This window comes from Pseudonocardia benzenivorans CB1190 (genome assembly GCF_000196675.2).
GTDB lineage: Bacteria > Actinomycetota > Actinomycetes > Mycobacteriales > Pseudonocardiaceae > Pseudonocardia > Pseudonocardia benzenivorans.
In genome coordinates, this window is sequence record NC_015312.1 from 5,640,745 (window position 1) to 5,663,998 (window position 23,254).

At 75.2% G+C, this 23,254-nt stretch carries 19 protein-coding genes; 11 read left to right on the forward strand and 8 right to left on the reverse strand.

Features of this window, described 5'->3' with window-relative positions:
- Window positions 1-134 precede the first annotated feature (134 nt).
- Window positions 135-953 (forward strand): alpha/beta fold hydrolase, encoded by an 819-nt coding sequence (locus PSED_RS26545; protein WP_013677324.1) that lies wholly within the window; start codon window positions 135-137, stop codon window positions 951-953.
- Between the two features lie 79 nt (window positions 954-1,032).
- Here the strand turns inward: PSED_RS26545 and PSED_RS26550 are convergent, their stop codons facing one another.
- A complete protein-coding gene (locus PSED_RS26550; protein ID WP_013677325.1) occupies window positions 1,033-2,280 on the reverse strand; it encodes an amidohydrolase in 1,248 nt (415 codons plus the stop codon).
- Window positions 2,281-2,699: 419 nt separating this feature from the next.
- On the opposite strand from PSED_RS26550, the gene PSED_RS26555 reads away from it, so the two are divergent.
- Genes PSED_RS26555 through PSED_RS26565 form a run of 3 tightly spaced genes read left to right on the forward strand, consistent with a single transcriptional unit; the run spans window position 2,700 to window position 6,939 of the window.
- Window positions 2,700-4,508, forward strand: a complete 1,809-nt coding sequence (locus PSED_RS26555) for a serine/threonine-protein kinase (RefSeq protein ID WP_013677326.1) — start codon at window positions 2,700-2,702, stop codon at window positions 4,506-4,508.
- Window positions 4,509-4,543: 35 nt separating this feature from the next.
- Complete coding sequence (locus PSED_RS26560) at window positions 4,544-5,350, forward strand: purine-nucleoside phosphorylase (protein WP_013677327.1); 807 nt, start codon at window positions 4,544-4,546, stop codon at window positions 5,348-5,350.
- Window positions 5,347-6,939, forward strand: coding sequence for a phospho-sugar mutase (locus tag PSED_RS26565; RefSeq protein WP_013677328.1), 1,593 nt, complete (start codon window positions 5,347-5,349; stop codon window positions 6,937-6,939). The genes PSED_RS26560 and PSED_RS26565 overlap by 4 nt, the downstream gene beginning before the upstream one ends.
- A 9-nt stretch (window positions 6,940-6,948) precedes the next feature.
- Here the strand turns inward: PSED_RS26565 and PSED_RS26570 are convergent, their stop codons facing one another.
- Window positions 6,949-7,680, reverse strand: a complete 732-nt coding sequence (locus tag PSED_RS26570; protein ID WP_013677329.1) for an SGNH/GDSL hydrolase family protein — start codon at window positions 7,678-7,680, stop codon at window positions 6,949-6,951.
- 181 nt (window positions 7,681-7,861) lie between these two features.
- On the opposite strand from PSED_RS26570, the gene PSED_RS26575 reads away from it, so the two are divergent.
- Window positions 7,862-8,452: a TetR/AcrR family transcriptional regulator gene (locus PSED_RS26575; RefSeq protein ID WP_013677330.1), complete on the forward strand. Its 591-nt coding sequence runs from the start codon at window positions 7,862-7,864 to the stop codon at window positions 8,450-8,452.
- Window positions 8,453-8,464: 12 nt separating this feature from the next.
- Here PSED_RS26575 and upp read toward each other — a convergent pair whose 3' ends face one another.
- Window positions 8,465-9,088, reverse strand: coding sequence for a uracil phosphoribosyltransferase (upp, locus tag PSED_RS26580; protein WP_013677331.1), 624 nt, complete (start codon window positions 9,086-9,088; stop codon window positions 8,465-8,467).
- An 11-nt stretch (window positions 9,089-9,099) separates the two neighbouring features.
- Entirely contained in the window at window positions 9,100-10,029 is a 930-nt protein-coding gene (locus PSED_RS26585) for a haloalkane dehalogenase (protein WP_013677332.1), read from the reverse strand.
- A 386-nt stretch (window positions 10,030-10,415) separates the two neighbouring features.
- Between PSED_RS26585 and PSED_RS26590 the strand changes: the two genes are divergently transcribed.
- The 3 genes from PSED_RS26590 (at window position 10,416) to PSED_RS26600 (ending at window position 13,279) form a co-directional block, all read left to right on the forward strand.
- A complete protein-coding gene (locus PSED_RS26590) occupies window positions 10,416-10,652 on the forward strand; it encodes a hypothetical protein (protein WP_013677333.1) in 237 nt (78 codons plus the stop codon).
- A 300-nt stretch (window positions 10,653-10,952) separates the two neighbouring features.
- Entirely contained in the window at window positions 10,953-11,903 is a 951-nt protein-coding gene (locus PSED_RS26595; protein ID WP_049803513.1) for an alpha/beta hydrolase, read from the forward strand.
- Between the two features lie 53 nt (window positions 11,904-11,956).
- A complete protein-coding gene (locus PSED_RS26600) occupies window positions 11,957-13,279 on the forward strand; it encodes a hypothetical protein (RefSeq protein WP_013677335.1) in 1,323 nt (440 codons plus the stop codon).
- A gap of 30 nt (window positions 13,280-13,309) precedes the next feature.
- Here PSED_RS26600 and PSED_RS26605 read toward each other — a convergent pair whose 3' ends face one another.
- Entirely contained in the window at window positions 13,310-14,398 is a 1,089-nt protein-coding gene (locus PSED_RS26605; protein ID WP_041762478.1) for an adenosine deaminase, read from the reverse strand.
- A 148-nt stretch (window positions 14,399-14,546) separates the two neighbouring features.
- Here PSED_RS26605 and PSED_RS26610 point away from each other — a divergent pair, with 148 nt between their 5' ends.
- Window positions 14,547-15,623, forward strand: a complete 1,077-nt coding sequence (locus PSED_RS26610) for a hypothetical protein (protein WP_013677337.1) — start codon at window positions 14,547-14,549, stop codon at window positions 15,621-15,623.
- A 248-nt stretch (window positions 15,624-15,871) separates the two neighbouring features.
- Here the strand turns inward: PSED_RS26610 and murJ are convergent, their stop codons facing one another.
- Window positions 15,872-17,971 (reverse strand): murein biosynthesis integral membrane protein MurJ, encoded by a 2,100-nt coding sequence (gene murJ / locus PSED_RS26615; RefSeq protein WP_233899168.1) that lies wholly within the window; start codon window positions 17,969-17,971, stop codon window positions 15,872-15,874.
- 1,366 nt (window positions 17,972-19,337) lie between these two features.
- Between murJ and PSED_RS26620 the strand changes: the two genes are divergently transcribed.
- Both PSED_RS26620 and PSED_RS26625 read left to right on the forward strand, forming a co-directional pair.
- Window positions 19,338-19,823, forward strand: a complete 486-nt coding sequence (locus tag PSED_RS26620; RefSeq protein ID WP_013677339.1) for an SRPBCC family protein — start codon at window positions 19,338-19,340, stop codon at window positions 19,821-19,823.
- 9 nt (window positions 19,824-19,832) lie between these two features.
- Complete coding sequence (locus PSED_RS26625; RefSeq protein WP_193788429.1) at window positions 19,833-21,101, forward strand: D-alanyl-D-alanine carboxypeptidase family protein; 1,269 nt, start codon at window positions 19,833-19,835, stop codon at window positions 21,099-21,101.
- Window positions 21,102-21,107: 6 nt separating this feature from the next.
- On the opposite strand, the gene yhjD is transcribed toward PSED_RS26625, so the two are convergent.
- Window positions 21,108-22,175 carry an inner membrane protein YhjD gene (yhjD, locus tag PSED_RS26630; protein WP_013677341.1) on the reverse strand — a complete coding sequence of 356 codons (1,068 nt, stop codon included), beginning with the start codon at window positions 22,173-22,175 and terminating at the stop codon, window positions 21,108-21,110.
- Between the two features lie 10 nt (window positions 22,176-22,185).
- On the reverse strand, window positions 22,186-23,211 hold the full coding sequence (trpS, locus tag PSED_RS26635) for a tryptophan--tRNA ligase (RefSeq protein ID WP_013677342.1): 1,026 nt from the start codon (window positions 23,209-23,211) through the stop codon (window positions 22,186-22,188).
- Between the last annotated feature and the right edge of the window lie 43 nt (window positions 23,212-23,254).

The following is a 23,254-nucleotide window of genomic DNA, read 5'->3' on the forward strand; positions in this document are numbered from 1 at the left end:
CCCTGCCGTCCGGGCGTCCCGTGCCGGGCGCCCGGTCCCGGCCCGCTCGGGCACGCCGCCCGCTCCGGTCGCCGGCCCCCACCCTCGCCGTCGGCCGCCCCTGCCGCCGGCCCACCCCGCGAAGGAGCACCCTCATGCCGTTCGTCCCTGCCGACGACGGTGTCCTGCTGCACTACCGCAGCGTCGGCACCGGCCGCCCGATCGTCCTGATCCACGGCTGGACGATGAACGGGCGGTTCTTCGACCGCAACGTCGAGCACCTCGCCCGCACCCACCGGGTCGTCACGATCGACATGCGCGGTCACGGCCGGTCGGGCCGCGATCTCGTCCACCTGACGATGGAGCAGCTCGGGCAGGACGTCGAGACCGTCCTCGACCACCTGGACCTGCACGACGTCGTGCTCGGCGGCTGGTCGATGGGCATGGCCGTCGTCTACAACTACCTGGACCTGTTCGGGACCGGCCGGCTGGCGGGCGTCGTCGACATCGACATGACCCCGTACCTGTTCGCCACCGACGACTGGGAGCACGGCGTCTTCGGCACCCTCGACCCCGCCGCCTCGCTCGCCGTCCAGCGTCAGATGGTCAAGGACCGGATCGGGCTGTGCGAGACGCTGATCCCGGCGATGTTCGCCGCGGGCGCCGAGGTGGACCCCGCGACGCTGGAGTGGTGGAAGGACGAGTCGACGACCGTCCCCGACCTCACCGCGCTGGCCCTGTGGGTCTCGTTCTCCAGCCAGGACTGGCGCCCCCTGCTGCCGACGATCGATGTGCCCGTCCTGCTCGCGCACGGCGCCCGTAGCCAGATCTATCCCACCAAGGTCTGGGAGGCACTCGCCGCGGCGATCCCCCGCACCAGCACCGTCATCTTCGAGAACAGCGGCCACTCGCCGTTCTGGGAGGAGCCCGACCGGTTCAACGCCGAACTCGAGGCGTTCGCCGAGAAGCTCTGACGGCCGGCCCTGGACCGCCCGGCGCCGCACCCGTCGGGGCGGGGGCGCCGGGCGGCGTGGCCGTCCGGGGAGCGGACCGTCAGGCGAGGGGCTGCTCGAACGCGGCGAGCACGGAGCGGACCAGGATCCGGACCCCGACGGGCAGCGCGCGCTCGTCGAGGTCGAACGTGGGCTGGTGGATGTCGCGCATCGGGCCGTGGCCCGGCCACACGCCCAGCCGGGCCATCGAGCCCGCGGCCTCCTCGAGGTACCAGGCGAAGTCCTCGCCGCCCGAGGACTGCTCGGTGCCCGTCGCGCCCTCGGGGCCCAGCGTCGCGATCGCCGCGTCGCGCAGGATGCCCGCGCTGACGGCCTCGTTGACCACCGGCGGGACGCCGCGGACGTGGTCGAGCACGTAGCCGACGCCGGTCGGCGCGAGCACCGCGGCGACCAGCGACCGCAGCTTGGCCTCGACCTCGTTCCACGTGGCGTGGTCGGCGGTGCGCAGCGTGCCGCGCAGCACGCCGCTGCGCGGGATCGCGTTGGCGGCGTGCCCGGCCTCGACGGCGCCCCAGACGAGCACCGTTCCCGAACGCGGATCGACCTGGCGGGTCAGCAGAAGGGGGAGCTGGGTGATGAGCAGGCCCATGGCCTGCACCAGGTCGGCCGTCAGGTGGGGACGGGCCGTGTGGCCGCCCGGCGAGGTCAGCCTGATCTCGATCAGGTCGCACGCCGAGGTGATCGGGCCGACGCGGGTGCCCAGACGTCCGACCTCGAGCCGGGGGTCGCAGTGCAGGGCGAAGATCCGCTCGACGCCCTCCATCGCACCGTCGGCGACCATGTCGAGCGCGCCGCCGGGCTGGACCTCCTCCGCGTGCTGGAAGATCAGCCGCACACGGCCGGGCAGCGACGGCGCCGAGGCCAGCGCGAGCCCCGCGCCGAGCACCATCGCGGTGTGCGCGTCGTGCCCGCAGGCGTGCATGACGCCGGGGACCGTCGAGGCGAAGGGCAGACCCGTGTCCTCCTCCAGCGGCAGCGCGTCGAGGTCGGCGCGCAGGGCGACGCACCGGTCGCCGAACCCGACGTCGCACACCAGGCCCGCGCCACCGGGGAGCGTGCGCGGCTCGAGCCCGGCGGCCATGAGCCTGCGGGCGATCATCTCGGTGGTGCGGCGCTCGGCGCGGCCGAGCTCGGGGAGCGAGTGGAGGGAGCGGCGCCACGCCACGACGTCGGTGCGCCGGGCCTTCAGCCATGCGTCGAGCCAGTCCGGTCCGGTGCCGGCTCCGAGGTCGGTCACCGGGAGGTCACCGAGCGCCGTGAGTCCGGCGTCGGCCTCCAGCAGCGTCACGCCTCATCACCGTCCCTCGGATCCGTGTGCGCCCCGGGGAGGGCGCATGCCGTGTGAACCATTTCCCCATGGTCCTCACCCGGTCGGCGGTTCACCATCCGTAAGTCGGCACAATGCGGATATGCGCGGCGAGGGGTCGCCGCGCTGCTGCGGACGGACGAGGGGACGCCGTTCGGCGACCACGCCACCCGGATTCCGGGTGACGTCCGGCGTCCGTCACGACGTTCGCGCCGCTCATCGCGCCGGAGCGGCCGCGTCGACAGCTCGCCGCACCAGACGTACCGGCCGCCCGCGCGGCGATCGGTGAGCCGGACGGATCCAGCGCGGACCGTCGACCGGCCGTCACGGTCCGTCACGGCTCGCGACTGCGTTCGGGGGTTGCCCGACCGGTGTCGCGGCGGTGTGGCGACAATGGGCCGGTGTCGAGCCCCGGACAGGACGGCGAGCGTCGCGTCGGCGGCCGCTACACGCTGTCCGCCGAGCTGGGCAGCGGCGCGATGGGGACGGTCTGGCGCGGCTGGGACGAGGTCCTGCGGCGCGCGGTCGCCATCAAGGAGCTCAAGGTCCCGCTGGGCATCCCCGAGCGGGAGGCGCTCGCGATGCGCGAGCGGATGCTCCGCGAGGCGCGCGCTCTCGGCGGGCTGTCCAACCCCCATGTGATCACGGTGTACGACGTCGTCGACGTCGACGGCGCCCCGCTCGTCGTGCTGGAGATGCTGCCGTCGCGCAACCTCGCGACGATGATCGGCGACCAGGGCAGGCTGAACGCGCAGCAGGCCGCGGTCGTCGGCTACGCCACGGCGGGCGCGCTGCGGGCCGCGCACCGCGCCGGCATCACCCATCGCGACGTCAAGCCCGGCAACGTGCTCGTCGCCGACGACGGGCGCGTCAAGCTCACCGACTTCGGCATCGCGCGCAACTCCGCGGACGCGCCGATGACCACGGCCGGGCTCGTCCTCGGCTCCCCCGCCTACATCGCGCCGGAGGTCGCCGCGGGCGCGCCCGTCACACCGGCCGCCGACCTCTGGGGCCTGGGCGCGACGCTCTTCGCCGCGATCGAGGGCCGTCCGCCCTACGACGTGCGCGGCGACCCCGTCTCGACGATCACCGAGGTCGTCGACGGCGACGTGCCACGTCCCCGCGACGCCGGCCCGGTGTCCGCGGTCATCGCGGCGCTGATGGTGAAGGACCCGTTGCAGCGCATGCCGCTGGAGGAGGTCCGCAACCGGCTGCGTCCGCTGATCCCGGACCCGGACGATCCGCTGTACCCGGGGTCGCCGGACTCGCCCACGCTCGCGGCGATGGCCGCACCCGTACGCCCGCCGGAGGCCCCGCCCGGCGAGGCGGCCGACCCGTCGGCCGTGTCGGCGTCGGCGCTGAACCCGCTGCCGCGGCCGCGGGTGTCGGCGTCCGGCCCGGTCCCGACGGCGGGCTCCGCCCCGCTCGCACTGGCCCCCGGGTCGATCCCGGGCCTGCGGCTGCCCCTCGACGGCACGGGCAACACCCCGCTGCACGCGACCGGCGCCGCGCCGGTGCACGCGACCGGCGCGCGGCTCACCCCGGCTCCGGAGGGCACCGGGCAGGTCCCGGCCGCCCCGCCGCGGCCCGGGCTCGCCCTGGCTCCGCGCCGGACGGGTCGCGCCACGGCGACGCGCGAGATGCCGAGCTGGTGGGCGGCGCCGCTGGTCGTCGCGGGCGCGCTCGTCGTGCTGCTCGGCGCCGCGGGGGGCTGGGCCGCGGTCCGCTCGATCGCCGGGCAGTCGCCGCTGTCGACGATCACCGTCACCACCGACCGGGCGCCGATGGTCGCGCACAACGACCCGCTGGGCTTCTCCGTCGACGTCCCGCAGAGCTGGGCGCAGTACCGCTACCAGGCCGCCGACGCGACGGGCGTGCGGTTCGTCAGCCCCGACGGCACCGAGGAGCTCGGGGTGCAGAAGGCCCCGGGCCCCGAGGAGGTGCTCGGCGGGCTCACCGCCGACAGGCTGGGCGTCGACAGTGTCAGCGCCGATCCCGCGGGCCCGGTCGCGGGCACGACGGCGGGGGTGCAGCAGACGGTCTACCGCACGACGCAGGGCTCCCAGGAGCGCACGACGTGGCTGCGGATCGTCCCGGCGCCCGACGGTGTGTGGGCGCTGCGGTTGACGGTGCCCGGCGACCGCGCGCAGAGCACGTCGGCCGACCTCTTCGCGACGATCGCGGCCGGGTTCACCGCCACCGGCGCCTGAGCGCCGGGCCACGCGCGTTGATCTACGCTGCGGGCATGGCAACACCGGGCCCCGACCCCGTCGCCGTCGCGGCCCGGGCCGCGCAGGCACTCGCCGACGCGACCGGCCACCCCCGCCACGACGTCGCGCTCGTGCTGGGGTCGGGCTGGCGGCCCGCGGCCGACGAGGTCGGCACCGCCGACGCCGAGGTCGCCATGGCCGACCTGCCGGGCTTCGTCCCGCCCACCGCGGCGGGGCACGCGGGCACGGTGCGCTCCGTCCAGGTCGACGGCCGGCGGGCGCTGGTCGTGCTGGGCCGCACGCACCTCTACGAGGGCCACGGCGTCGACGCCGCCGTGCACGGCGTCCGCACCGCCGTCGCCGCGGGATGCCGGACCGTCCTGCTCACCAACGCGGCGGGCGGGATCCGGCAGGGCATGGCCGTCGGCGACGCGGTGATCGTGTCCGACCACCTCAACCTCACCGCGCGGTCGCCGCTGGTCGGAGCCCGGTTCGTCGATCTGACGAACCTGTACTCGCCGCGGCTGCGGGCCCTCGCGCGGGCCGTCGACCCGACGCTGACCGAGGGCGTCTACGCGGGGCTGCCCGGACCGCACTTCGAGACGCCCGCGGAGATCCGGATGCTCCGCGCGGTCGGCGCCGACCTCGTCGGCATGTCGACGGTGCTGGAGGCGATCGCCGCGGCGGCGGAGGGTGCGGAGGTGTTCGCGCTGTCGCTGGTGACCAACCTCGCCGCCGGGCTGTCCGGGCAGCCGCTGGACCACGAGGAGGTGCTCGCCGCCGGTGCCGCCGCCGCGACCCGCACCGGTCCGCTGCTGCGCGAGCTGATCGCCAGGTCATGACCGCACGGGCCGTCCGCGACGCGGCGATGCGCTGGATCGCCGACGACCCCGACCCCGTGACGGCCGCCGAGCTGCAGGGGATCCTCGCCGCGGCGATGGCCGGTACCCCCGGGGCCGACGACGCGCTCGCCGACCGGATGGCCGAGCCGTTGCGTTTCGGGACCGCCGGGCTGCGCGGGCCGGTGCGGGCCGGCCCGGCGGGGATGAACGTCGCGGTCGTCCGGCGCACGACGGCAGGGCTCGCGGAGTGGTTGCGGCGCAACGGCCACGGCGGTGCGACGGTCGTCGTCGGGCGGGATGCGCGGTACGGGTCGGCGGCGTTCGCGGCGGCCGCGGCCGGGGTGCTGGGGGCCGCCGGGTTCGACGTCGTCGCGCTGCCCGGCACGAGCCCGACCCCGCTGCTCGCACATGCGGTCCGGGCGGCGGGCGCGGCGGCAGCCGTCCAGCTCACCGCCTCGCACAACCCCAAGGCGGACAACGGCTACAAGGTCTACCTGGCCGACGGTGCGCAGCTGGTCCCGCCGGCGGACGCCGAGATCGAGGAGCTCGCCGCGGCGGCGGGCGCGGCCGTCGCGATCCCGGCGGACGGGCCGGTCCGCGAGGCCGACGCGGCGCCGGCGTACCTGGAGCGCGTGGCGGCGCTGCCCCGCGGCACGGCGCGCACCCTGCGGATCGCGCTGACCCCGCTGCACGGCGTCGGCGGGGCCACCGCGGTGCACGCGCTGGCCCTGGCGGGCTTCACCGACGTGCGCGTCGTCGCGAGCCAGGCCGTGCCCGACCCCGAGTTCCCGACGGTGCCGTCCCCGAACCCCGAGCACCCCGGCGCCACCGACGCGCTCCTCGCCCTCGCCGCCGACGTCGGCGCCGACCTCGCGGTGGCGCTCGACCCCGACGCCGACCGGTGCGCGCTCGGCGTACCCGGCCGCGACGGCCGGTGGCGCATGCTCTCCGGCGACGAGACCGGCGTCCTGCTCGGCGACCACCTGCTGCGCACCGGCGACCGTCCGGACCCGCTCGTCGCGACGACGGTCGTGTCGTCGTCGATGCTGCGGGCGGTCGCGGCGGCGCACGGCGCGCGGTTCGCCGAGACGCTCACCGGGTTCAAGTGGATCGTGCGGGCGGGCGCCGGGCTCGTCTACGGCTACGAGGAGGCGATCGGGTACTGCGTCGACCCGGACGCGGTGCGCGACAAGGACGGCATCGCGACGGCGGTCGTCGCCGCGGACCTCGCGGCCACGCTGCGCGCGGCCGGCTCGACCCTCCTCGACCGGCTCGACTCCCTGTACGCGACGCACGGGGTGCACCTCACCCGCGGGCTGACCCGCCCGCTCGACGGCGGGCCGCCCGCGGTGTTCGGCACGCCGCCGGACGGCTGGGCCGTCACCCGACCCGCCGCGGACGTGCTGGTGCTGCACCGCGGGGAACCCGGCGCCGGGGACCGGGTCGTCGTGCGGCCGTCGGGCACGGAGCCGATCCTGAAGACGTACCTGCAGGTCGTCGAACGCCCCGACCCGGACGTCGCCGCCGCGATGGTGCGCGCCGCCGCCCGCCTCGACGCGCTCGAGGCCACGGTCCGCGCGTGGCGGTAGCCGCGGCGGCTACCGCCGGTCGGCGGGCGCGCGGGTGGCGAGCCAGTCCCGGATCTCTGTCTCGAACAGCGCGGCGATCCGGACGTAGCCCTGGGTGTTGGGGTGCAGCCCGTCGGCCAGCCGGTCGGGCGGGAGCAGGGTCGAGGTGTCGAGGAAGTCGACCGAGTAGCCCTGCATGCGGAACTTGGCGACGACGAGCGGCGCCAGCGCCGTGAACTGCGCCCGCGCGGCCCGCGCCCGCGGCAGCGGCGCCCACACCCCCGCGACGACCACGTGCGCCCTGGGTGCGGCCCTGAGGATCCGCCCGAGGACGTCGTCGAGCCGGCGCGCGGTGACCTCGCCGGACGTGCCCTGGCCGAGGTCGTTGGTGCCGGCGTGCAGCAGGACGACGTCGGGCTGGGCGGCGCGGACCCAGCCGTCGACGTGCGGGGAGAGATCCGCGAGCGTCCAGCCGGAGTGGCCCTCGTTGTCGCGGTCGGGCAACGCGGGCGGGCCGCTGCTCCGGGAGCCCACGTAGTCGACGGCGACCGCGGCGCGCTGCAGCATGCGGTACAGCGGGAGCCGGTACCCGGCCGTCGCCGGACTGCCGACGCCCTCGGTGCTCGACGCGCCCAGCGGCATGATCCGCAGCGGGACGACGGGTTTCGACGTCGCGATCCGCACCTCGGACGCGGCATCCTCGCCGGGATGGTCGCCGGGGAGCAGCACGCCCGCGACCAGCAGGACGAGCAGCCCGATCACCACCCGGATCCTGTTCCTGACCCGCACGCACGCCCCCGATCGGCGGGCAGCCACCACGGCCCCCCGGGGGATTCTCGCCGGGCACCGGTACCCGTGTTACCGCTGCGCGCAGCAATCTTGTCGACGACAGGCCGGTGGACCACGATGAGCGGACCGAAACGGCGTTGCGTAGCCTGCCGGGATGCCCCGTCCGAAGGTGCACGACGAGGCGCTCCGCGCCCGGCTGCTCGAGCAGGCTGGTCAGACGCTGTCGACGCAGGGCCTCGGGGCGCTGAGCCTGCGCAGGCTCGCCGCCGACGCCGAGACCTCGACCACCGCCGTCTACTCGCTGTTCGGCGGGAAGCCGGCGCTGCTGTCGGCGCTGGTCGACGAGGCGTTCCGACGGCTGGCCATGCACCTCGAGCGGGTCCGCACCACCGACGACCCCTGCGAGGACCTCGTCTCGCTCGGGCTGGCCTACCGCGAGAGCGCGCTCGCCGACCCGCACCTCTACGACGTCATGTTCGGCGCGGCGGCCGGGTCGCCGGACGACACCGACCCCGCGGCCGCGCGGCCGGCCTTCGTCCCGCTGCGGCGCGCGGCCGACCGGGCCGCGGTCGCGGGCCGGTTGCGCCCCGGTGCCGGGCCGGAGACCGTCACGCTCGCGGTGTGGGCGGTGCTGCACGGCCTGACCTCGGCCGAGCTGCGCGGGGTCGGCCCGGGGTGCGCCGACGACGTCAAGGTCGTCTTCGAGACCGTGCTGCGGGCGACCGTCGCCGCGTGGTGCAGCTGAGCGCGCGCCGGGTCAGAGCGCGCCGAACTGGCGGTCCCCCGCGTCGCCGAGCCCCGGGACGATGAACGCCCGCTCGTCGAGCCGCTCGTCGACACAGGCCGTGACCAGCCGTGCCCCGGGCGCCGCCTGCTCCAGCCGGGCGAGGCCCTCGGGCGCCGCCAGCACGCAGACGACGGTGACCGCGGCCGCGCCCCGGCCCTCCAGCAGCCCGATGACGTGGGCGAGCGAGCCGCCGGTCGCGAGCATCGGGTCGAGCACGAGGACGGGCGTCGCGGCCAGCGACCCGGGCAGCGACGTCAGGTAGGGCACGGGACGGTAGGTCGACTCGTCGCGGGCGACGCCGACGTACCCGGTGGCCGACTCCGGCAGCAGCAACCGCGCGGCGTCGGCCATCCCGAGCCCGGCGCGGAGCACCGGCACGATCAGCGGCGGCGTCGCGACGGTGTGTCCCACCGTGGGCGCGAGCGGGGTCTGCACGGTGCCGGTGCGCAACGGCAGGTCGCGCAGCGCCTCGTAGACGAGCATGAGGCTGAGCTCGTGCAGCGCCGCGCGGAACGCGGCATCGCCGGTGTCCCGGTCGCGCAGCACGGTCAACCGCGTCGCGGCCAAGGGATGGTCGACGACCCGGACGTCCATGGCGGGCGAGGCTACCGGTGATCGACGACGTGCCGTACGAGGTCCACCACCACCGCCGCGAGCTCGGGCCCGGCATCCTCCTGCAGGAAGTGCCCGGCCCCGGTGATCGTCGGGTGCACCCGTCCGGCGGCGCCCGGCATCGTCGCGCGCAGCACGGGGTCCATCGCCGCGGTGATCGGGTCGCCGTCGCTGAAGGCACAGACGAACGGCACGTCCAGCCCGCGCAGCGTCTCCCAGGCAGCACGGTTGGCCGGGCTCTCCGGGTCGTCGGGCCGGGTCGGGACGAGCAGCGGCATCGCCCGCGGACCGGCGACGAAGGACTGGTCCGGGAAGGGTGCGTCGTAGGCGGCGCGCACCTCGTCGGTGAAGCGGGTGCGGCAGCCGGACTGCACGAGCCGCGCGACGTCGAGCGTCCCCGCGGCTCCCGCCTTCTCGACGGCGCGGCGGAACTGCCACCAGACCTCGGGCATGTCGCGGTCGCCGGTGGGCAGGCCGGTGTTGGCCGCGACGACGCCGGCGAACCGGCCCGGGTCGGCCGCGACGAGCCGCAGCCCGATCAGCCCGCCCCAGTCCTGCCCGACGAGCGTGACGTCACGCAGGTCCAGCACGTCGGCGACGAGCGAGCGGGTCCACTCGACGTGCCGGGCGTAGCTGTGGTCGGCGACGTCGGCGGGTTTGTCGGAACGACCGAAGCCGACGAGGTCCGGCGCCACGGCGCGCAGGCCCGCGGCGGCCAGCACCGGGATCATCGTGCGGTACAGGAACGACCAGCTCGGCTCGCCGTGCAGCAACAGGACGACGGGCCCGTCGGCCGGGCCGTCCTCGACCCAGGCCATCCGGAGGGTGCCGCCGTCGCCGTCGGGGACGTCGGCGTAGTGCGGCGGGTGGGCGAAACCGGGCAGGTCGTCGAACCGGTCGTCGGGGGTACGGAGGACGCGCATGCCGTGATCCTGCCCCCCTCCCGCGGCCCCGCCGATCGTGCACGGTTCAAGCACCACGGGCGGTGACCACGGCCCGGTCGGCGCGGGCCCCGTCGGAGACGGCGGGAACCCGGGCGCCGCAGGCGCTCCGGCGGCGTCGCCACGCTCCGTCGCGATCCGTGGCACGGCCGGACGTGACCGGGCCCACGGACGCGTGGGGTGACCGACGGTGCCGGAAATGTGATCGGGATCCACCGTCGATTCCGGTTCGTGAGCACTGCGTCCCCGCTTCTGCACGATCCGTGTTCGACACCGGAAATCACCTGACCCGAACGGGTGGTAAGCCGGGAACGGTGTCACGCCCGGGCCTCCGCCGACGCTGTACTAGATGACTAGGAGGTGATCCGGTGCCGGAGAACACGACTTCCGACGAGGCGACGCTGGTCGCTGCGGCCGAGAAGCTCACGCAGTGCGACGGATACGTGGTGCTGGCCGTCGACCCCCAGACCGGCGAGGTCGACGCGCACGGCCCGTTCGACGGGCTGACCGCCACGATCAAGGCCGACCAGCTCCGCCGCGACTTCGACCGCGGTGGGCTCGAGGACGTGACGGTCGGCGTCGTCCGGCTGCACAACTCGACCTGACACAGGCGCTGACGCAGCTCGGGACGCACGTCCGACCGACCGCACGTTCCGGGGCGGCACCACCGCGGTGGTGCCAGGTTCGCCCCGCACCACCCGCACCATCACCGGATCCACCGGCGAAGGCCGTTCGGCGCGGCAGGGACGCGCCGGGCGGCGGACCGCAGGCCCGACGGGCCGCTCGTCCTAGACTCGCCGCGTGACCTGCACGGACTCCGCACGACGGGCCCCGGTCCCGGCGCCCGCCCCGCGGGCCGTGCCTCCGTCGCTCCCTCCCCCCGCGCGACCTCCCGCCGGACGGCGGTGACGACCGTGCGCGCCGAGGACCCCACGACGACCGCGGCGCCGCGGCGCGGCGTCCCCGTGCCCCGCCGCCTCGGCGCGGTCGTGGCCGGGGTCGTCGCCGTCGGCGTCGCCGCGTGGGTCGCGGTGACGCGGTGGGCCGCCGTGGCCGCGGGCCATCCGTCGTACGGCTGGCTGCTCGCCGGGCTCGCGGTCGCGGGTGTGGTGATGCTGGCCTGGTCGACGCGCGTCCGGCGGCGGCGCAAGCGGGGCGGGTGGAACCGCGCCGCCCGCGCGGTGCCCGCCGTCGTACTGGTACTCGCCGCGGTCGCGGCCGGCTGGCTGCGCCCGTTCCCGGCCACCGCCGACGCCGGGGGGCCGGGCGTCGTCGACCTCTCGACGAGCATCGAGCTGCGCCCGGCGGGCCCGCCCGTCGGCAGTGGCCTCGTCTTCTATCCCGGCGCACGCGTGGACCCGCGGGCCTACGTCGCGATCCTGCGGCCGCTGGCCGAGGCGGGGCACCTCGTCGTCATCGTGAAACCCCCGTTGGGCCTGGCGCTGCTCGCGCCCGCGCAGGCGGCCGGCGTGGTCGCGGCGCATCCCGAGGTCGGGCGCTGGGTCGTCGGCGGGCACTCGATGGGCGGCGTCGCGGCGGCGAAGTACGCCGAGGAACCCGGGTCGAGGGCCTCCGGGCTGGTGCTGTGGGCCGCCTACCCGGCCGACGACCTCGCCTCCCGCACCGGGCTCGCCGTCACGTCGGTCTCCGGCACGGCCGACGGCCTCACGACCGCCGCCGACGTCGAGGCCTCCCGGGCGAGACTGCCGTCGGGGACGCGTTTCGTGGCGGTGCCCGGCGCCGTGCACGCCGACTTCGGCGACTACGGCCCCCAGCCCGGCGACGGCGTCCCGACGACCGACCATGCCACCGCCCAGGCCGCCATCCGGCAGGCCACGCTCGACGCGCTGGGCTGACGCGCGGGCGCGCGCGGGCAGGTGCCGGGCGCGCGCGGCTATCCTCCGGCCTCGTGGCAAGCGACATCGTCCCGATCCGGCTCTCCCTCACCGAGGGCGACCTCGTGACGCTCTGGGCGCCGCGCTGGCGCGAGGACGGTGAGGAGTGGGAGGCGTTCCTCGGCGACGACGACTCGCTGTTCGCCTTCCCCGAGGTCGCGCAGCTCGCCGCCTTCGTGCGGACCGCCGAGGAGCACGACCTCGTCGACCATCCGGCGTGGTCGGTCGTCCCCGAGCTGAGCGTCGCCGAGCTCACGCCCGAGGACACCCACGTCTACGACGTCGTCGGCGTCCCCGCGCTGGTCGCGGGCGAGCCCGACACGTGGACGATCGGTGAGCTCGCCGAGACCGTCGACATGGTCACCTCGATCGCCGACGTGTGCGGCCTGGAGCGCGTCGCCGAGATCCTCGAGTCCGTCCCCGGCCTGGCCCTGCTGCACCAGGGCACGTTGCCGTTCACCGGCCGCGAGGGCGACCGGCTCTGGGGGCAGGTCGTCTCGACCGTCGCCGACCACTGGGACGAGGTGATCGACGCGCTCGACGCGCTCGTCACCACCCCGGAGGTCGACGCGACCGCGCTCGCGGGGGCGAAGGTGGAGGCCGACCGGCTGGCCCAGCGCGAGGCGGCCGCCGTCGCGACGGTGCGCGCGGAGCACCCCGACGCCGACGCCGACGACCCCGACGAGGAGGAGCTCGAGGACGAGGCCGTCGAGGAGGCGATCGAGGAGCAGGTCGACGAGGACGAGGCCGAGGAGGAGGCCGAGCGCGAGCCGACCTTCTGGGAGAACGTGGGGATCGACCCCATCCGGATCGTCCTGCCCGACGTCGAGTACGTGACGCTGCGCTGCTATCTCGGCGACGACCCGGTGTTCCTCGGTTCCGAGGGCCACATCGACGTGTTCAGCAGCGAGCGTGCGCTGGCCCGGCACCTCGCCGACGTCGGCAGGAACGACGACGGCGCCAAGAACGACCTGACCGCGGCGTCGACCTGGGACGAGGTCCTCGACAAGGCGGCGGTCGGCGAGCTCGAGGTCACCGTCGACGAGCTCAACACCTATGTCCTCGCCGGGATCGCCGACGACATCGCCGACGGCACGCTCACCGTCGACCCGACGCAGCTGGACCTCGCCGTCGAGCTGATGGTCGACATCGGCGACTGGGCCGGCGACCCGGTCCCGCGCGAGGAGTTCGCCGAGTCGGAGAGCCTGGGCTGGCTGGTGTCCTTCGTGATCCGGCCGGACCCGACGCGCCTCGCGCCGAGCCCGCCGTTCGACTCGGAATCCGCCCGGTTCGCGGCGCTCGTCGAGCGGGTGCGGTCGCGGCTGCGCCCCGCCTGAGCCCGGCGGCCCGCTCGGGCCGCCGGCTGCTCAGGCCTGCAGCTCGGCGTACGCCGGCTTGATGACGTCGTTGATCAGGGCGAGGCGCTCGTCGAACCCGATGAACGCCGACTTCATGGCGTTGACGGTGAACCACGACACGTCGGCCCAGTCGTAGCCGAAGGTGTCGACGAGCGTCGCCAGCTCCGAGGTCATCGTGCAGCCCGACATCAGCCGGTTGTCGGTGTTCACGGTGACCCGGAAGCGCAGCTTGGTGAGCAGGCCGATCGGGTGCTCGGCGATCGACTCGGCGGCCCCCGTCTGGATGTTCGACGTCGGGCACATCTCCAGCGGGATGCGGGTGTCGCGGACGAACGCGGCCAGCCTGCCCAGCGCGGGGAGCCCGTCGTTGCCGAGCGTGATGTCGTCGACGATGCGCACCCCGTGCCCGAGGCGGTGCGCCCCGCACCACTGGATGGCCTCCCAGATCGACGGCAGCCCGAACGCCTCGCCGGCGTGGATCGTCACGTGCGCGTTCTGCTGGCGGACGTACTCGAACGCGTCGAGGTGGCGGGTGGGCGGGAAGCCCTTCTCGGCCCCCGCGATGTCGAACCCGACGACCCCCGCGTCGCGGTGCCGCACCGCGAGCTCGGCGATCTCCCGCGACCGCGCGGCGTGGCGCATGGCGGTGAGCAGGCAGCCGACCCTGATCGAACGGCCGGCCGCGGCCGCCCGCGCCGTGCCCGCCGCGAAGCCCTCCAGCACGTTGGTGACGACCTGGTCGAGGTCGAGGCCCCGCTCGGTGTGCAGCTCCGGGGCGAACCGGACCTCCGCGTAGACGACGCCGTCGGCCGCGAGGTCCTCGGCGCACTCGGCCGCGACCCGGTGCAGTGCCTCGGCCGTCTGCATCACCGCGACGGTGTGGCCGAAGGTCTCCAGGTAGCGCTCCAGCGAGCCGCTGTGAGCGGCGCCGAGGAACCACTCGGCGAGCTCGCCGGGATCGCGCGTCGGCAGCGACCGGTAGCCGACGGCATCGGACAGTTCGACGATCGAGGATGGCCGTACACCGCCGTCCAGGTGATCGTGGAGCAGGACCTTCGGAGCGTTGCGGATGTTCTCCGGGCTCAGGGGCGCGGGCACGTCGGCCACGCTATACCCGGCGGTCCGCGACCCGGAACGGGCGAAGGAGACGCCCGAACGGCCCAACTGGTGACTCCCCGTCGAGCGAATTGGGTCAGTCGCTACGCTCTGTTCAGCTCCCCCATCCGGCTCAGAGGAAGCACCATCGATGAGCGATAACTCCACCCTGTCGTTCGACCGGATGCGCGGCATGCTCATGCGTGCTGCCGAGATCCGCGACAGCGAGCAGCAGCAGATCTTCGACTCCCTCGACGAGATCCACGCCCGGCTGACCGCCCTCGACGCGATCGGCACCGTGCGCAAGCGCCTCACCGAGCTCCCCGACCGCACCGAGGTCAGCGTGCTGGCCGAGCGGCTCGACGAGACCGTCGCCAAGCTCGACGCACAGGACGCCGCGCTGGCCACCCTCGTGCGGGCGATCGAGTCGCTGCCCGACAAGCTCGCCAAGCCCTTCGCCCAGCTCGACGGCCGCCTCGACGGGATGGCGGGCCGGCTCGAGGGCGTCTCGGGCCGGATGGACGGCCTCGACGACCGGCTCGGCGGCCTGCACAAGCGCCTCGACGACCTCGACAACCGGCTCGACCGGCACGAGATGCGCCTCGACGCGATGCCCAACGCCGTCGCCACCCCCATCAAGGAGCGGGTCGACGGAGTCGAGCGGATGGTGCGCGAGCAGCTCGACGGCGCGCTCCGCTCGGTCGAGGAGAACAACGAGGGCGTCCGCAACCTGCTGGGCGACACCAGCGTCGGCCTGCACCGGCGGCTGGAGGACCTGGCCTCGCGCCCCCAGGTCGACCACACCCCGGCGCTCGACGGTCTGACCGCACGCCTGGAGTCGCTCGCGGAGCGCTTGGAGGCCGTCGCGACGCGGATCGACACCGTCGAGGACGGTCTGACCGGGGCGCTGTCGTCGCTGAGCAGCGGCGTCGAGGGCAAGCTCGGAGCGCTGGAGTCGGCGCTGGCCGACCGGCCCGACACCGCCGCCGTGACCGAGCTCGTGGTGCGGGCCAACGGCGAGTCGGAGCGGCGCAACGCCGGGCAGCTCGACGAGGCCATGGCCACCTTCGCCGAGCTCATCCTCGGCCGCGGCAGCTCGCACGTGCAGACGCCCCCGCCGCCGCCCCGCCCGACCGCGCGGCGCAACAACCACCGTGCCAAGGCCGCGGTGAAGTCGCCCAACGGGGCCTCGGCCGCGGACACGGTGACCGACGACCCGGACGACTGAGCCCGGAAAATCGTGACGACGGCCGGCGCCCTCTCGGGGGCGCCGGCCGTCGGCATCTGCTGGTCCCGTCGGACGCAACCTCACCGCTGGTCCTGTCGGGCGCAACCTCACCGCTGGTCCGGGCGTGTCCGACGACCGTGAGGTTGCGCGCGACCGACCGGCCGCAACCTCACCGCTGCCGTTCGGCGCCCGGACGACAGTGCGGTTGCGCTCGGAGTCGGTCGCGCTCGGAGTCGTTCCGGCGGCGGTCAGGCGCGGGACCGGGCGCGGGAGCCGCCCAGCCTGCGCCACACCGGTTCGAGCTCGCGCTGGCGGAACACCCAGAGCATCGCCAGCATCACGGGCGCCGCGACGACCAGCGCCAGCACCAGCTGCGCCCATGCGCTGCCCGCACCCGCGCCCCAGCCACCGAACAGCCGACCGATCCCGAGCACCACCCCGTAGGCGACGATCGCCCCGACCACCGACGACAACGTCGTCGTCCCGATCGTCCGCAGCACCTCGCCCGTCGCGACGTGCCCGAGGCGCCGGGCCAGCAGCCACTGCCCGACGACGGCCCCGACCACGAACGACAGGCTGTTCGCCGCGGCGAGTCCGAGCACGACGTGCTGTGGCTCGAACAGCACCGGGCACAGCAGCAGCATCGGGATCTTCGCGCCGACGATGACCAACTGGATGATCGTCGGCGTCCGGGAGTCGGTCAGCGCGTAGAAGACGCGCAGCTGCAGCAGCGTCACCGCGTAGGGCAGCAGGCCGAACGCCGAGACCGCGAGCGCCGCGCCCAGGGTCGCCGCGCCGCCGTCGCGGTTGCCGTGGCCCAGCGAGAACAGCGCGACGCCCACCTCGGTGCCGAACACGGTCAGCAGCGCGGAGATGGGGACGAGGAACACCGTCGACAGCCGGCTGCCCAGCGAGAGGTCCGCCACGACGTCCTCGATCCGGCCCTCCGCCGCGGCCTTGCTCATCCGCGGCATGAGGGCCGTCAGCAGCGACACGCCCAGCACGCCGTACGGCACCTGCAGCAGCAGCCACGCATTGCTGTAGATCGCGACCGCGCCGGCGTCGGACGCGGAGGCCACCCGGGTGGTGACGATGTAGCCGGCCTGCCCGATGAGCACGTACGCCACGACCCAGAGCGCGAGGCCGCCGGCCGAGCGCAACCGCGGATCCCAGCCCCACAGCGGCTTGAACGACACCCCGACGCGGCGTAGCGCCGGCAGCAGGACCAGGGCCTGCGCCGCGATGCCCAGCGTCGTCCCGAGGCCGAGCACCAGCAGCTTCGCGTTGCCCATCTCGACGGGGTTCACGCTGATCTCGCCCGGCACCAGGACGTAGACCCCCAGCACCACCAGCACGACGACGTTGTTGAGCACCGGCGCCCACGCGAACGGCCCGAACACGCCCTTGCTGTTGAGCACGGCCCCGAAGAGCGCGCCGATCCCGTAGAAGAAGATCTGGGGCAGCAGGAGCCAGGCGAAGGCCGTCGCGAGCTCGGGGTTGGCCGTCGACGTGGTGGACCCGCCGAGGTAGAGCTGCGTGAGGAGGCCGGCGGCGAGCATGGCGGCGACCGTCGCCAGCAGCAGCGCCACTCCCGCGACGGTGAGGAGCTTGCGGGTGTAGGCCTCGCCGCCGTCGGTGTCGTCGCGTTGGGCACGGACGAGCAGGGGGATCATGACGCTGCTCAGCACGCCGCCGAGCAGCAGCTCGTAGACGATGTTCGGCAGCGTGTTGGCGACGGTGTAGGAGCTGTTGACGATACCCAGCGACAGGACCGCGACCAGCAGGATCTGGCGCAGGAAGCCGGTGACCCGGCTGACCAGGCTCGCGACCGCGATCATGCTCGTCGAGCGGCCGAGCGAACCCGGCTTCGCGGAAGCGGGTGCGCCCGCCGGGCCGGCGAGCAGCTCGGTGTCGTCCCTGATCGCGGGGATGAGCTCGGTCGGGGAGTCGCCGAGCCACGGGTAGGCCTGCACGCCGGGTTCGGCGCCCGCCCGGAACGCCGCCCGCACCCCGACACCGGCGACCAGCTGGGTCGGCGGGTCCGGCGACGTCCGGCGGGGCATCTCGATGCCCGCGAACAGCTGGGTCGGGGCCTGGTCGGGCGAGAGGGCGGGCGCGATGCCCTGCCGGCTCACGGCCGGCAGGTCGGTGCCGCGGACGAGCGGGGTCGTGGGCACGGCGTCGCGGACCGGCACGCCGGGACCCCGCTGCCACGGCGGCAGCACGGGGCTCTGCTGCCCGGGCGGCGGGCCGCCGCGGGCCTGCGCCACCGGCCCGCGCGGGGCCGGGGGGCCCTGCTGCCCGGGACCGCGCGCGGCCGGGCCCTGCGGGGCGGGACCACGGTGCACGACGGTCGGCGGGCCGGCGTCCTGACCGCCGGAGGGGTGCGCGGCCGTGCCGCCGGGTGGGGCACTCCCACCGGGTGCGGGCCTGCTTCCGGGTGCGGGGCTCGCGGCGGGTGCGGCGCTACCCGCCGGCGCGGGGCTGCCGCCCGGTGCGACGCCACCAGCGGGTGCGGCGCTGCCGCCGGGCGCGGCGCTGCCTCCTGCCCCGCTGCCTCCTGCCCCGCTGCCGCCTCCCGCGCTGCCGCCTGCCGCGCTGCCTGCTGCACCGCCGGGTGCGGGCGGGCCCGGCTGCTGCGGACCCGGCTGCTGCGGACCGCCCGGTCGGGCGGGCTGGGTGGGGTGGCCGGACTGTCCGGCGCCGGACGTCCCCGGGCTCCCGGGAGTCGGGTGCGGGCGCCCGCCCAGGTAGTCGGGACCGGCCGGGGGCGGCCGGCGGCCGTGCGGGGACGGCGGTTCACCGGGCCGGCCACGTCGCGTTGGTTCGCCACCCGCCGGATCGGGCCCGTCCGGACCCGGGCCGGGCCGGGCAGGAACCTGCGGACCGGCCTGTTGCGGACCCGCGTGTGGCGGACGTTGCGCCGGACCCGGTTGCTGGGGTCCGTGCGGCGGACCCGCCTGGCGCGTCGGACCCTGCTGCGGCGCCTGCTGCGGGCTCGCCTGCTGCGGACCTTGCTGGGGGCCGGGTTGCTGCGGGCCGGGTTGCTGAGGGCCGGGCCGTTGCAGGCCGGGCTGTTGCGGACCGGGCTGCTGCGGACCGGGCTGCTGCGGACCCGGTTGGGGTCGAGCCGGTGGCTGCGGGGCCGGACCCCGGCCGTCGGCACGCGGGCGCGGAGCGGGTGGGCGGCCGTCGGAGGCACGCCCGGCCCACTGGTCGGCGGCGCCGGGGCCACCCTGGGGCCAGGCGCCGCTCGCCCGGCTCTGCGGCCGGCGTTCCGCTCCGCCGGCCTCCCCGGCCGGCGGCTGCGGGCCACGCCCGGCGGCCGCCGACGGTCCCTCCGCCCCGGGTCCGCGACCCGGGCGCGGCGCCTCGGCCTCACCCGGCCGCCCGGTCACCCCGCCGGCGCTGAGGATCGTCGTCTCGGGCCCCGCCCCGGGCACCGGCCGCTCGTCGTCGGAGCCACCGGGACCGGCCTGCTCCGCAGCACGTCGTTCCTGGTCTGCGCGATCCGCGGCGGGCACCGGGTCGTCGACCGCACCGGGCGCCCCGGATCGGGGCTCGGCGGTGGGTACGGGGCTCGGCTCGTCACGCATCACGTGCCATGGTGCCGGACCGCGCGGCCCGCGGCATCGTCGCCCGACGGCGTGGCGCGTCCGTCACACCCGCTCGGGCGGGGACCGGTAGGACTGCACGCGACGAGAGGAGCCCCGTGTGGACGAGGTGTGCATCGACGTCGACGCCCCGGCAGGCACCGTCTGGGACCTGGTCAGCGACGTGACCCGGGCGGGCGAGTGGAGCCCCGAGGCCACCGGGGCGCGTTGGCGCGGCGGCGCGACGGGCCCGGCACCCGGCGTCCGGTTCGTCGGGTTCAACCGGCACGGACCGATCCGGTGGCGGACGCACTGCGTCGTCGAGACCTGCGAGCGGCCCGCCGCCTTCTCCTTCCGCGTCGCCGAGAGCGGCATGCGCTGGGGATGGCGGATCGAGCCGACCGGGTCGGCGACGTGCCGCGTCACCCAGTGGCGCGACCGCTACCGGACGCCGAACGTCCTGGTCAGGGCATTGACGGGCAGCGGCATCCTCGGCCGGGACAGGGAACGGCTGATGGTCGAGGGCATGCACGCGACCCTGGCGGCGGTGCGGTCGCACGTCGGACACACCGCGCGGAGCGACGGAACGGCCACTGCGGGCGACTAGGCTCGGCACGTGCGGGGACGTCGGCGCGGAGCGATCTTCGGCGTGTCCGCGCTGCTCGCGCTCGTCGCGCTCACCGTCCCGGCGACGGCGGCCGCCGCCCCCGGCCCCGGCCAGGCGCCGGCGGTCTGCCGCGACCACGCCGCCCCGCCCGGGCCCCCGGCCGTGGAGGAGGGCCCGGACCCGGTCGCGCCGCTCCCGATCCCCGACCCGCCCGTCGGCGGGCCCGCGCTCGGCACGTGTGACCTCGCCCTCCCGCCCGGCGCCCCGGCGCTGCCCGCGGGCATCGACGCTGCGGGCTGGGTGCTCGCCGACCTCGACAGCGGCGTCGTCCTCGCCGCCCGGGACCCGCACGGCCGGCAGCGGCCGGCGTCGACCCTGAAGCTCCTGACGACGCTCGTCGTGCTCGACCGCCTCCCGCTGGACCAGACGGTCGTCGGGGACACCTCGGACGTGCAGGTCGACGGCAGCCGGGCGGGGATCGGTCCGGGCGGCAGCTACACCGTCCAGCAGCTGCTGACGGGGCTACTGCTCAACTCCGGCAACGACACCGCGCACGCACTGGCCCGCACGCTCGGCGGCGTGCCTCGGACCCTCGACCTCATGCAGCAGCGGGCGGCGGCCATGGGCGCGCTCGACACCCGACCCGCCACCCCGTCGGGTCTCGACGGGCCGGGGATGTCGACGTCGGCCTACGATCTCGCGCTGTTCCTGCGGGCCGCGCTGCGCAACCCGACCTTCGCCGAGCTGACGCAGCTGCGGCTCGTCGCGTTCCCCGGGTTCGGCGACCGTCCCGGATTCATGCTGTCCAACGACGACCCGCTGCTGAGCTCGTACGACGGCGCGCTCGGCGGCAAGACCGGGTTCACCGACGCGGCCCGGCACACGTTCGTCGGTGCCGCGCAGCGTGACGGACACCGCCTCGTGGTAGCGCTCGTGCGCGGCGAGCAGCACCCTGTGCGCATGGTCGCCCAGGCGAGTGCGCTGCTGGACTACGGGTTCGCGCTGCCGGCCGGCACCCCCGGGGTGGGGACGCTGGTCGAGCAGGCTCCCGCTCCCCCGACCGCGGCGACGACGGTTCCCGCCGCACCGGGCTCCGACGGCGCGGTCCCGTCGTCGAACCCGGTGGGGTGGATCGTCGCGGCCGTCCTCCTGCTGTTCGCACTCGCCGCGCTCGTGGGGTACGTCGTCCGCAAGGCCCGCGGGATGCGTCAGGAACCCGATGGCTTCCCGCGCGACCCGGCCGCGCCGCGTGCCAGGGATTCCGCGAAGGACTCCTGAGCCGCGTCAGCGACGGCGGCCCGCCAGCGCGCGCAGGCCCAGCAGGCCCGTCACGACGCCCGCGCCGACCAGCCCGGCCGCGGCGACGGGCGTCGGGCCCGACCTCACGACCACCTCCGGCCGGATGATCGCCGGCGCCGGCACCTCGATCGGCTCCTCCTGCTCGTTCTCCCGCGCCGTCGCCGCCCACGCCGTCACGAAGAGGATGAAGCGCGAGACGAAGAAGACGAAGATCAGCAGACCGATGATCGACCCGAATGCCGCGCCGGCGGGCGAGTTGGTGACGGCCCGCAGGTAGATGGTCATGACCTGCTTGAGGATCTCGAAACCGACGGCGCCGAGCACGGCCGCCTTCAGTGCGCTGCGCGTCGCGACGGGTGCCCGTGGCAGCCGCGCGATCACCCAGACGAAGACCAGCCAGTTCGCGACCAGGCCCAGCAGCACCCCGACGACGCCCAGCAGGAACAGCGCCCACCCCTGGTCGCCCAGCCCGACGAGGTCGAGCAGCAGCCGGCCCACGCCGGTACCGACGGCCGTCACCGCGAGCGACACCACCAGCGCGAGGCCCAGGCCCAGCAGCGCGAGGAGGTCGAAGATCAGCTTCTTCACGGCGTTGGGCGTCTCCGGCGGCTGCGCCCACTGCTCCGAGAGCGCCTCGCGCAGGTTGCTCATCCAGCCGATGCCGGAGTAGAGCGCGCCGATGAGGCCCAGCACGCCGACCGCGCCCGCCTGGTCGATCGACTTCTGGATGATGTCGTTGAGCGTGTCGCCGAGGCCGCCGGGCACGGCGGTGGTGATGGCGACGCGCAGCTGTTCGAGAAGCTCGGGCTGCGCGCGCAGCGCGAACCCGGCGATCGCGAACGCGATCATCAGCAGCGGCACGAGCGCGAGGACGCTGAAGTAGGTGATCGCGGCGGCGTAGTGATCGCCGTGCCGGTCCGTGTACCGCGCACCGGCCCGGACCACGTGGTCGAGCCACGCGTACCTCGAGCGCAGCTGCTCGAGCTTGCCGGGGCCCGCGGGCGCGGCCTCCTCGTCGATGGCCCGACCATCGGTCGTCCGGTCCGCGCCCACGGCAGTCACCTCACGTCGTCGGTGGCAGGAACCCGATCTTCTCGTGAACCGACGCGAGTGTCGCGGCGGCGACCTCACCCGCTCGGGTGGCACCGCGCGCGAGCACCCGATCGAGCTCGGCGGGGTCCTTCAGGTATCCCTCTACCCGTTCCCGCAGCGGAGCAGTGAAATCCGCGACGACCTCGGCGAGGTCCTTCTTCAGGTCGCCGTAGCCCTTGCCCGCGTAGTCGGCCTCCAGCTCGGATACCTTGCGGTCGGTCAGGGCGGAGTAGATCGTCAGCAGGTTGGAGATGCCGGGCTTGGCGGCGGTGTCGAACCGGATCTCGCGCTCGGCGTCGGTGACGGCGGAACGGATCTTCTTGGCCGACACCTTGGGGTCGTCGAGGAGCTCGATGATGCCCGACGGCGTGGACGCCGACTTGCTCATCTTGATCGCCGGGTCCTGCAGGTCCTGGATCTTCGCGGCACCCGTGAGGATGTACGGCTCGGGCACGACGAAGGTCGTGCCGAAGCGGGTGTTGAAGCGCTGCGCGAGGTCGCGGGTGAGCTCCAGGTGCTGCCGCTGGTCCTCGCCGACGGGGACCTGGTCGGCCTGGTAGAGCAGCACGTCGGCGGCCATCAGGATCGGGTAGGTGAACAGCCCGACGGTCGTGCGGTCGGCACCCTGCTTCGCCGACTTGTCCTTGAACTGCGTCATCCGGCTGGCCTCGCCGAACCCGGTGATGCAGCTGAGCACCCAGGCGAGCTGCGCGTGCTCGGGGACGTGCGACTGCACGAACAGCGTGCACTTGTCGGGGTCCAGACCGAGGGCGAGCAGCTGGGCGGCCGCGTTCCGGGTGCGCGCCGCGAGCGTCTTCGGGTCGTGGTCGACGGTGATGGCGTGCAGGTCGGGCACGAAGTAGAACGCGTCGTGCTCGTCCTGCAGGGCGACCCACTGCCGCACTGCACCCAGGTAGTTGCCGAGGTGGAACGAGTCCGAGGTCGGCTGGATGCCGGAGAGGACCCGCGGGCGGGCGGTGGGCGCGGTGCCGGTCATGCCCGGGATTCTTCCAGTCCCCCGGATCGGCTTGTGAGCGGCC

Excerpts from the sequence above, each read along its gene's own strand:
- PSED_RS26545 (WP_013677324.1), top strand. The coding sequence starts at position 135 with ATGCCGTTCGTCCCTGCCGACGACGGTGTCCTGCTGCACTACCGCAGC.
- PSED_RS26560 (WP_013677327.1), top strand. The coding sequence starts at position 4,544 with ATGGCAACACCGGGCCCCGACCCCGTCGCCGTCGCGGCCCGGGCCGCG.
- PSED_RS26565 (WP_013677328.1), top strand. The coding sequence starts at position 5,347 with ATGACCGCACGGGCCGTCCGCGACGCGGCGATGCGCTGGATCGCCGAC.
- PSED_RS26575 (WP_013677330.1), top strand. The coding sequence starts at position 7,862 with ATGCCCCGTCCGAAGGTGCACGACGAGGCGCTCCGCGCCCGGCTGCTC.
- upp (WP_013677331.1), bottom strand. The coding sequence starts at position 9,088 with ATGGACGTCCGGGTCGTCGACCATCCCTTGGCCGCGACGCGGTTGACC.
- PSED_RS26585 (WP_013677332.1), bottom strand. The coding sequence starts at position 10,029 with ATGCGCGTCCTCCGTACCCCCGACGACCGGTTCGACGACCTGCCCGGT.
- PSED_RS26610 (WP_013677337.1), top strand. The coding sequence starts at position 14,547 with ATGAGCGATAACTCCACCCTGTCGTTCGACCGGATGCGCGGCATGCTC.
- trpS (WP_013677342.1), bottom strand. The coding sequence starts at position 23,211 with ATGACCGGCACCGCGCCCACCGCCCGCCCGCGGGTCCTCTCCGGCATC.